The following is a 10,738-nucleotide window of genomic DNA, read 5'->3' on the forward strand; positions in this document are numbered from 1 at the left end:
GCCACCGCATCGTGCGTCCTGCCTGGATCCGATCTCGAAAGTGAACTGTATTTCACTTGGCGCAGCAGGCATCGAAAGCAATCCGACTGCCGGCAACGCATGCTTACGGACACCAAGCGAATTGCTTGGTTCGACTGGGCGTTCGACGTATTGTCGCCGAACTTGCTTGCCGGCAGTTTCTAACGTTTCGTGTTCGACACCCCGCTTCCGGAGAAGTCTGCAACTCAAACATTGACCATACGACGAAGGTGCCTATAAGGCAGGCTCGCGTTGCCTAAAAATTCATGCCATCGATACAAATGCTAGCGGCATCGACAGTTCGATTGATCTTCTCTACGGTGCACAAACTCGATACATTTTGGGCGCCAAATATCTTAATGAAATAAATTCAGCGGCAACGTTAATACTTGCAAAGACTTAGTGCGAACAGTGCCATTGGGAAGGATCCTATGAGTAGTCAAAAAGCGCCGGTGATTTGTTGTGACAAGGATCCAAAAGACTCCGGGCCAACGGCGAAAAGCTTGCCGATCGAAGTTGTTAGCTTGGAACGAAAAGCGCGCCGTCTCAGTCGGGAATTGGCAGCGGTCTCCGTCATTCGACCGAACCCGTTTACGGAAAGCTTGAATCAATCGCTCGACGCCATGGTCACGGTGCCGCCAAAGCGTGGGATACTCGGTATAGTCAAAGGCGTCCGGCGCAGAACTAGAAGAATTGCCTTAGCTGCTTGGACCGAATGGCGTCAACGAGGTTTGGTCTCTCTGGCAAAGAAGTTAAAGCGTAAGTTGCGTCCTACGCGACCATCGAACACATTGGGACCAATGCCCGATACGTCGGCCAAAGAACAAAGCCCTGCTTGTGCGAAATTGCAGATTTCAGAGCGAAGTGTTTTGGAGTCGGAAGATAAGGTATTAGCTAAAATCTTGTCCTTTAAGCCGAAACGCGAAGGAAAACTAAATAAACCGGTAGACATCATCATTCCGGTATACAAGGGACGAGGAGAGACATTTCGATGCATTCAAAGCGTGCTAGCCGCGAAACTGCCGCTTGATTGCGAAGTTATTGTGATCAGCGATTGCGGACCAGATCATTTATTAAACAACGATCTACGAAAAATCGCCGACGGCGGCCGTGTAACACTTATTGAAAACACGAGTAATCTCGGCTTCGTTAAGTCCGTCAACCGCGGGATGAAGCGGGCGTTGGACCGTGACGTGATCCTACTAAATTCCGATACGGAGGTCTTCGGCGACTGGATCGGACGTCTTGCGCGGGTGGCTTACAAAAACAGTAGGATCGGCACCGTAACGCCATTCTCCAATAATGCATCGATTTGTAGTTATCCAACCTTTTACACCGGTAGCCAGATTCCGGAAAATATTACGCCGTGTGAAATCGATCGCATTTGCGCCGATGTGAACTGTAGTGAGGCTGTTGATGTGCCTACAGGTGTCGGATATTGCATGTATATTAGGCGCGACTGTCTCGACCAAGTCGGCTTTTTCAATGATAAGTTGTTCGGTACCGGCTATGGCGAAGAGAATGACTTTTGTTTCCGCGCTCGAAACCTTGGATGGCGCAATCTATTGGCGACCGATACCTATGTTTATCATAAGGGTGCGACATCCTTCGGCGCCAGCAAGCAAGCCGCCTGTGACCGAGCCCAAAAGATCCTTAATAGTCTCTATCCATCTCATCAGTACCATGTTGAAGTGCATTTGCGTCATGACCCTGCCTTTGAGTATCGTCGCAATATAGACCTTATTCGTCTTTCTCGGCAGTCACCTCAAGGGAGTGCGGCGATACTTCTGGTCTCTCACAATTTGGGCGGTGGCACCGAACGTCATGTGGTCGACTTGGCCTGTCGACTTGAATCCGAAGGGGTGCGAGCTATTATTCTCCGCCCAGCCGACGGAGGGCGAGTGCGCCTTGAACGTCCGGGTATCGCCGATACTCCCAATTTGTTTTTTTCGCTACCGGATGAATATTGGTCATTCCGGCTAGCCTTGCGACAACTCGGAATTATTCATGTACACGTACACCATACCGTGGACGTGCCGGACGACGTGCTGGAGATTATTCATGACGAAGAACTACCGTACGATGTGACGCTCCACGATTATTTTACCGTCTGTCCGCGGATTAATCTGATGGATGAATCCAACAGCTACTGCGGAGAGCCCGCAAGTACGAAGTGTCGGGTCTGTATCCAGCGAGGCGGAAGTCCGGCGGGTCGCAATATCGACATCGACGACTGGCGCGCCAAACACGGAACTTGGTTATCCCGTGCTCGAAAAGTCTTCGTTCCCAATGAAGACGTTGCAATTCGAATGAGTCGCTACATGCCGAACATCGAATTTACGATAAGACCTCATGAGGCGGTTTACAAAGGAGCTCGACCGGTAGCTGCTCCATTTGTCCAAGATCAGGCATTGCGAGTCGCAGTCATTGGTGCGATCGGACCTCACAAGGGTTCGGCAATTCTTCTTGAATGTGCTCGCGATGCTTTGCGTCGTAGTTTGCCGATCACGTTTCACGTGATCGGTATAACCGATCGTACGGAAGAATTATTGTCGGTCGGAAACATCACGGTCACAGGCGCCTACGATGAGCGAGAAGTATTTAATTTGCTTGAGGCGAGCGGTTGCCATTGCGCATTTTTCTCATCGGTCGTGCCGGAGACATTTTGCTACACGCTTTCGATTGCATTTCTGGGGCAATTGTTGCCTATCGCTTTCGACATCGGAGCTCCGGCCGCTCGAATTCGTGAGACAGGTTTCGGACACGTAATTCCATTCACGACGGATCCCGCGGAGATTAACTCCGGGCTTCTCGCGGCGTACCGCAAGTTCGCAAGTGCGCCCGATGCATCCTTCAATAAACAACAAGATACCATCTACTTCGATCTTTGGACCGACTATTACGAATTCCCTTCGCGTCGTTCCGAATTAAGCCTCGCTTGACCTCGACTTGTCGATCCGAAATCGGATCCGGCTCGACCAAAGGCAAGCATGGCTCGTGATGAGACTTTAGAACGATCTGTTGTCCGTCAATATCGCGATTCTCGGTCAGTGGCAAGACTTGCCGTAACTCTTCGGCCTTTGGATTCACTATTTCAACTTTGCCGCTGAGCAAAGGCGGATGTTTGGCCGCAAGTATGCGAGGAGGGGCCGGCGGTGCTTCGGTCCTCACACGCCGAATTAGGCCATGCTGCATAGATTCGCGAGTTTCGGGCCCCGGGCAGCGAGCACGACATAACGCGAGCCGACAGAACTGCTTGACAAACATCGACCGCGTAAGACGATCGCATATTATGAGGGCTACCGATCTTCCTCGTCGCGATCATTTAATGTCGCGAAATCGAGGTTTTCATTCCGCTGCGGAGCAATCGTCTCACGCTCTGCGACTGTAGACGGAATGCCTGCAAAACAGGCGGCTTTGTCGCGCTACGTCAAATGCTCAATGGGCTCCGCGCAGCGAGTCCGAACTCGACTCTCGCAAGACTGGGAGCCACGACTCCGAGCAGTGCATTCAATGGTATGCTCGAAGCATGCACGAAGAACTAAGCGGTGGATTAAGTCGGCCGGAAAATGGTGGACGGATTTCAATCGCGATCGAAAGATGCTTCGCTACCGTTTGATTCCGAGGCACCTTTTCGCGGCGGCATGAATCATGCGGACGAAGCCATGCGTGCGCCAGTAGCAATTGGCTCTTAGGGTTAGTTGCATGGCGCGGTAACGAAGGCTGTGGTCCGGAGCGATTCGCTCGCGAATTCGGATCAGTCTTCTTGCGACGGAATGCGCTGCATCCGTTTCTACGACTTTATGAGTAGCGCTCCAATTTGGGAATCGGCGCAACAAATCCGTATCGAGATTCTTGTCGCGAATCTGCGCGAGATTGGAGGCATTTAACAAATCCACCATGCGATTGTTGCCGGCATATTGTTGTCGAATACGCAAGAGAGCGCGTTCGATTTCGGAATTCGACTTTGAGGCAACTACCGCCAAGCGACTCGAAACAAACGCATCGCTCAGTTCACGTGTTAAATGTAACTGAAAAGGGGACGAGATCCCGCACTGGGTAACCAGTGCTTCGATGATCGGACACTTTCCCGTCACGCCGATATCGAACAACAGAAGGATCGTATCGTGGGAACATGTGACCCAGCACTCGATCAATTCCGTAAGATGCGCGGCGGCGATCCCCTTTGCGTTCACCAGCACTACGACCGGTCCCTTAGGCGTATTCCAAGGGCTCAATTCTTGCTTAGTCGAGAAGTTTAGGTGTGAGCGGCCTTTGCAATGGCTACTTGCGAACTCTTCGAGCGACCGCCTCACCTGTTTGCCGGAATTAGATTCCTCCGACAATACGACGACGTCCGAAACATTCGGATGCCGTAGCGAAAGAATGCTGCCGACCCCTTCATTCGTAAAAGCGCTTAAGTCGACGACCGATTGCTTGCCAATCAGTTTGTCTAATATCGAATGAGCCAGCATGACATCCACAGGATTAATGAAGTCCGTGAGGACTTCATCCCGGCGATCAGGTCGGCAGGAGTTCCAGTATTCTTCGATCGGATGAAAAATCGAATAAATCGATGGAAGCCGACAACGATCCGTTTGAGAAGTGATTTGCATGCGTATATTCGGAGTGAGCTGATCCGTTTATTAGAAACGCGCGATAGTCGTTAGTCGCAACGGATCGATAATCGTTTCAGCAAGGTTTTGTAGTAGTCGGCTTTCGATATAACGAATTGGCTTCAGATGTAGCCGATGTCCGGGAAGTAACGAAGATGTTTCGTGTTAAATGCGAGTCGGCTTCGGACCTTAAACTGGTCGTACATTCGTCCGAAGCGAGGTGCAAATTCATGGTATCGATCGAGGTTATTGCTCATCGATTGCGGAAGAACATAGTAATAGCCGAACACCACCGGAACAAAAACAATGAGCCTACCGTTCGTCACTAAGTGATGCCACTGCTCATAGTCTTCCATGACATTGAATGTCGTGTTGTATCCCCCGACGTCCAGCAATTGATCTCGGTCTACTAAAGAAAAAGAGTCGATATAGTTGTGTTCGAAAATGGCGCCTTGGACAGGTTCGTTGCTTAAGACACCGAAAGCACATTGAGAAGCGGCCGTGCGATACAGCAGATTGCCGTATGCGACGGCGGCGCTCGTGTCGTCCAGCGTGCGAACTAAAGTGGGTAGGTTTTCGGGCACTAACTCATTGTCTGCATCTAGGAAAGCCACGTAACGGTATTGCGCATTCAACAAGGCTTGATTTCTTGCTTCCGCCAAGCTGCGCGAATCGGAAAAAGCCAAGAGACGCATTCCGTCGGCATAATGGATCGCCTCCAGTTGTCGCAGCAACGTTAATGATCCGTCTCTGGAGCCGTCGTCGATGACCAATATTTCACAAGGAGTTCCCCGTTCACGAAGAATTTTTGCCGATGCGAGCGCGGAGATGATTGCCCGAGGCAATACAAGCTCATGATTCCAATTCGGTATGGCAATCGTCACGCCTGCCGGATTCGCTCCCACTGCGATGCTCCTTGATTCCGCTATTGATTCGATGCGTTGCTTCGACAGCCGCAAACATCGCCCGATCTAAGTTGAGTCGGTGCGTCGGTGTTGTTCGGTTAGGCTGCCAGTTGAGTGGGTTGTTCGGTAATCATCGTCGGCAGCGAGAACACTCTGGCAAGTTCTTGCGCCAATGTGGGAAACGATCTCCATTCGGCGAGATATCGAGCTCTTAAATCCGAGAACATCTTCGGCTGCATTTGCTTTACGGCCTGTTCGATATTTAAGACTAAATAGTCGAACGGCATCTTCGGCGGGGGCCTGTCGGACGTTAGGGTTACCTTGATCGGCACTCCACCGGTCAGAAGCGATGCCCGAAACCGTTCGGGCTCCAAGTAAAAATGGTGATGATGCGAGCACCACACTTGATATTCGGTACGCGTTAGAACTTTTTCGAACTGCTGCTGATTCAGATGCGGCGAGCCCTTTTCCGTGTAGGGTGCCGCTGCCGGCATGTAAACGAATCCTCGGGGATCGACGGTCTGAACCAGAAGATCCACTAGTGCGGCGCGATGCGACGTCGCGTGCCCGACGAATGCCCAGGGAATGGTTCGCGTAGCATCGTGCGCTTGGATCGTATCGAGAGAGGCTGTCTCCGAAGGAGTCAGGCCGGACAGAAGAAATCGGTATTTAGACCGACTTTTCGAATGGAGAAGGTCGGTTTGGTCATAGAGACCTAAGTCGAGGATGACGTCCGCTTCGCAACGATTGCTTAACTTGTGTAAGCTGGTGTACCACGGTGTTCGAGCACAGTCGATTGCGCAAGCTGCCATCACTCGAGAGCGACGTCGCAAAGAAGAAAGCCGAGCTAATGCGGCTGTGCGATCGCCGTAAGCGTGCAAGATCTCGGTTAAGTTCGTCGCGATGCAAAGATCGTAATCACGGTCCGGCGAGACCTGAGATAGCGTCAGTATCTCGGATTCGACTCCAAGAACGTTTAACGCTTCCGCAATGCGCACGCCACATTGGTTGTAAAAGTAATTCACGGTGCCGGGAATTACGATCAGCGCGCGAGTGCCATCGCTCGGATTAAGTTGAATACGCATACCCGTGGTCTTTGTGCCTTGCGCGAATGCCGTAGGATCGTAGAATGCCGAAATGCATGCAATGCCGGCAGAAATAGACGCATGGCATCTAGTCGAACGAGGGAATGTAACACGAGGCAGGAGAACTCAACAAGCCTGATCGGTTCGTATTACAGCTGGGCGAATTACGAGGCGAAGAAGGCTTATGCGCCGCGCTGAATGCCCGTGTCGTTCCGTGAAGCTAGCATGCAACTCGTACAAGAAGCGTGTCGTACAAGCACCGAGGCCGAATCGACATTCGACTTCGTCCGCGGAGCTCTGAGCGGCCTTTGCGGTCCGGTTCGTCGTGGCTGCGCTCCGTAAGTTGTCAGGCCTATGCCGCAAGTGCGATGTTTCGAGATTGGGTTTGATCGTTATAGATCACGGTGCTGCCTTCGCTGTCGAACTCAACCTCGTATTCCTTCAGTTCCCTGAGCGAATATCGCAACTGCTCTTGTCGCCGTTCCGGCACGTAAAAGAGCAAAAAGCCACTACCGCCCGCTCCGAGTAGTTTGCCTCCCGTCGCGCCGTTCTTGATGCCAAGCTCGTAATAGTGATTGATCTTCTCGTTGGAGATTCCGGAAGCGAGTTCCTGCTTGTGCATCCAGCCGGTGTGCATGATCTCGCCGAAGGCATCGATGTCGCCGCTTCGGACGGCGATTCTCAAGTCTCTGGCAAGCTGTGTGATCTTCTTTAGCGAGGCGATCTTCGCCGAATCCTGCCGAATGTTATCGCGCTGTTCGCGAAGGACGGCGCTCGCCGATCGACTCGACCCTAAGTAGTACATCCGTAGGCTGTTTTGGAGTCGTCGGGATACCGTTTCCGATAATGCTAACGACTCGACCTTGACTTCACCGTCGGGCATAAATCGAAGATAATTCATGCCTCCTATGGAAGCCGCATATTGATCCTGTTTACCGATCGGCTCTGCGAGCTTGTCGATTTCGATTTGGCAGGCGTATTCCGCGGCTTTGAACTTGTGCATGGCGCGGCGTGTATAAGCGTTGCATAAGTTGATTAAACCGACGGTGAATGCCGACGACGACCCTAGGCCCGTTCCCGCAGGCACATCCGCACTGGAATTAAAATCGACGCCGGAGATCCCGTATTCGTTAAATACCTCGCGAATGATTTTGTGCTTGATGTCACTCGTCGAATCGACGAGTTCGCTCTCCGAATACTTCAAAAAGATCTTGTCTTGGTGGAAGAACGGATGCATCGACAAATAAACGTATTTACGAATCGCCACACTGAGGACCGCTCCCCCGTGTGCCGAGTAAAACTCTTTCATGTCGCTCCCACCGCCGGCGAAGCTGATTCTCAGCGGAGTTCGTGAGATAATCATGCGACTGCTTTCTTGGTAACCGTGTGCGGCTGTTCGAGGATCGTGCGAACGGCATCCGGCAAGTCCATTGCCGATGCATCTCCCCACGGTGTCGATGAGTTCGCTCCGATGTGGATCGTACGACAGCCCGCTCTTCGTCCTGCGATCAAATCGCTTTCCTGATCGCCGACCATCCAAGAATGTTCAAGAGCGATGTTCAAATCCGCGGCTGCTTGCAGCAGCATGCCGGGCTTAGGCTTCCGGCATTCGCAGTCGACTTTCAATTCGCCGACTTCGCCTGCAAAGCCCGATCGAGGATGATGAGGACAGAAGTAAATGGCATCGAGCCAAGCGTGCTCTCGACCTAATAAGGTCTCAAGCCGAGTATGAATTTGCGCGAGTTCCTCGAAACTAAGCATTCCTTTAGCCAGCATCGGCTGATTGGTGACGAGTACGGCCAAATGCTCGCTACGATTGATCGCTCGAATGGCTGCTGCGGCGCCATCTGCTAGTTCCAGATCTTCGGGACGAACAAGATGATCTACGAATCGGACCACCGTTCCGTCGCGGTCGAGAAATACGGCCGAGCGAGAATGGGCCAAGTTCATTCGAGAAATGCGCCCGCTTACAAACGCATGATCGATCGCCGCCAAGCGATCAGGCGTGCCCATGTCTTTGAGGAATTCGGGAGTCCGATAAGCAAACACGCGCCGGCCATCTTGGATCATGGATGGGATAACGTCGCGTCCGAAATCGCTCGACTTGCCATACGAGATGTACGAAAACACTTCCGGTGAAAGAATATAGACGCCGGCGTTTACGGTGTTACCGTAACAGGCATTTTCAGCATGGGGCTTGGCATGCCACTGTCGGGCGAAACCGTTTTCGTCGACCTCAAGTAAATCGCTGTCGTAGGGATGGTCGTTGGGGTGAACGACCAGCGTTGCCAGGGCATTCTTTTCTCGGTCACAGGCGATGAGTCTTGCCAGATCCATATCTAGCATCACATCTCCATAGAACACCATAAAGCGATCGTCGATGACATGTCGAAGTAAGGCGACGCTTCCTGCAGTACCGAGAGGAGCGGGCTCGACGACATGCGTAATCTTCATTCCGAGGGCGCTACCGTCGCCGAAGTGATCGAAGATCGTATTCGCCAAGAAGCCGCTTAGAATGAATACTTCGCGGATCCCATAGCGATAAGCCAATCGCAGCTGATGCTCGAGCACCGCCATCCCGCCGATCGGAACCATCGGTTTCGGTATCGTGGTGCAGCCGAGGCGAGTTCCTTTTCCGCCGGCGATGATGACGAGTTTCATGACTTCACGTCTAAAATGGCTCGCACGGCCGTTACCACCGCTTCATCGGAGCTGCACTTCGCCCGCCAGCCGAGCGAATGGAGTTTGTCGATCCGATACGTCACTTGCGGGACATCGCCGATCCATCCGCGAGAGCCGCCCGTATATTGGATCTCAGGCGTGAGTTGCATCTCGCTCACCACCGTATCGACGATTTGCTTGACGCTGGTACGCGAGGCGACGCCGATGTTGTAAACGTTGATTTGCTCATGGGCGTGCTGCCAAATATGCAGCAGTCCGTCGACGAGGTCGCGCACGTAAAGATAGGGCTTCGCCTGCCGGCCATCCCCTAAGACTCGCAGTTTGTGTGGGTCGCTACGAAGGCGATTGATAAAATCGAAGATCGCACCGTGAGTGGCTTTTTCGCCGACGACGTTCGGAAACCGCGCGATCCAAGCCTGCATGCCGTAATTGGAAACAAAGCTGCTGATGAACGCTTCGCCGGCCAACTTCGCTGCGCCGTAGTGCGAGACCGGCAGCAGCGGACCATAGCTCTCGTCCAACGGTTGCGAAGAGTCGCCGTAGATCGCGGAAGTCGAGGCGAATACGATCTGTTTTACGTCATGAGCGCGCATTGAGCGCAAGACGTTGTAAGTAGTTCGTAGCGTGCGATCGAAATCGACATCCGGATTATCGTGACTACGCGCGATATCGGAGTTGGCTGCTAGGTGAAATACGCATTCGATCCCGGCCGAGGCCATCAGGGCGTCGAGAGCGCACGAATCAAGTAGATCGAATACCTGGAGCTGGAACCGCTCATGGTCTAGGAGATGCGAAACGTTATTGCGACTCCCTAGCGAGAGGTCGTCGACCACCGTAACGTCGTGGCCGAGCTCAAGTAAGGCTGCCGATGCATGGCAACCGATAAAACCGGCTCCGCCGGTAATGAGTACCCTCACGCTTTGTCCTTGATATTCCTTACTAAGGGTCGGAATCCGAATCGCAATTTCGGAGGTTTTCCATTTCTAGCGGCTAGACAAAACAGGACCAATAGCAAACGGCATCGCCTCATTCGTTGGAAGTGCCGGCAAATACTCGCTAGCAATGACGACAATGACATCGGCTCGCCGACCTTGCCGCTCGGGTCTTAGTCGCACAGCGCGACGGACACGGTTTGCGATGATCGCTCGCTTTGATTGAGCGGCTTAGTCATGGCGGTCTTCGGACGTCGGCTTCAGACGAAAACTCGACGTTGCTTCCAGGCTCTGCTTCGGAACGAAAACGAGGACACTGTCCTTAGGCCCGTATCACCGCGCAGCTTTTGGGATGATTCTAGAGCGGTTTCAAGTTAGGTGTGTCGGTATCCGCAGTGTTTGAAGTAGTTCCGGCATTCGGTTTCGGTGAAGCGATCGAGGATGGTGCCGCAGAGCTTCCAGAGCTTGTCGACGGTTCGTTCGGCTCCGTCGCGGAGCAG

General features: G+C 52.7%; 7 protein-coding genes. 1 reads left to right on the forward strand and 6 read right to left on the reverse strand.

The window, feature by feature from the left end:
- The first annotated feature begins 449 nt into the window (after positions 1 to 449).
- Positions 450 to 2,960, forward strand: coding sequence for a glycosyltransferase (locus tag K8U03_24145; GenBank protein MCE9607988.1), 2,511 nt, complete (start codon positions 450 to 452; stop codon positions 2,958 to 2,960).
- 666 nt (positions 2,961 to 3,626) lie between these two features.
- Here the strand turns inward: K8U03_24145 and K8U03_24150 are convergent.
- From K8U03_24150 to K8U03_24175, 6 genes are all read right to left on the reverse strand, one after another.
- Positions 3,627 to 4,634, reverse strand: a complete 1,008-nt coding sequence (locus K8U03_24150; GenBank protein ID MCE9607989.1) for a hypothetical protein — start codon at positions 4,632 to 4,634, stop codon at positions 3,627 to 3,629.
- Positions 4,635 to 4,756: 122 nt separating this feature from the next.
- Positions 4,757 to 5,539 (reverse strand): glycosyltransferase family 2 protein, encoded by a 783-nt coding sequence (locus K8U03_24155; protein MCE9607990.1) that lies wholly within the window; start codon positions 5,537 to 5,539, stop codon positions 4,757 to 4,759.
- 98 nt (positions 5,540 to 5,637) lie between these two features.
- Positions 5,638 to 6,624, reverse strand: coding sequence for a hypothetical protein (locus K8U03_24160; GenBank protein ID MCE9607991.1), 987 nt, complete (start codon positions 6,622 to 6,624; stop codon positions 5,638 to 5,640).
- Between the two features lie 352 nt (positions 6,625 to 6,976).
- Positions 6,977 to 7,987: a GHMP kinase gene (locus K8U03_24165; GenBank protein ID MCE9607992.1), complete on the reverse strand. Its 1,011-nt coding sequence runs from the start codon at positions 7,985 to 7,987 to the stop codon at positions 6,977 to 6,979.
- Complete coding sequence (locus K8U03_24170) at positions 7,984 to 9,285, reverse strand: HAD-IIIA family hydrolase (GenBank protein ID MCE9607993.1); 1,302 nt, start codon at positions 9,283 to 9,285, stop codon at positions 7,984 to 7,986. Before K8U03_24170 ends, K8U03_24165 begins: the two co-directional genes overlap by 4 nt.
- Positions 9,282 to 10,223 (reverse strand): NAD-dependent epimerase/dehydratase family protein, encoded by a 942-nt coding sequence (locus K8U03_24175; GenBank protein ID MCE9607994.1) that lies wholly within the window; start codon positions 10,221 to 10,223, stop codon positions 9,282 to 9,284. The genes K8U03_24170 and K8U03_24175 overlap by 4 nt, the downstream gene beginning before the upstream one ends.
- Positions 10,224 to 10,738 lie beyond the last annotated feature (515 nt).

Source organism: Planctomycetia bacterium (genome assembly GCA_021413845.1).
Classification (GTDB): Bacteria; Planctomycetota; Planctomycetia; order Pirellulales; family PNKZ01; genus PNKZ01.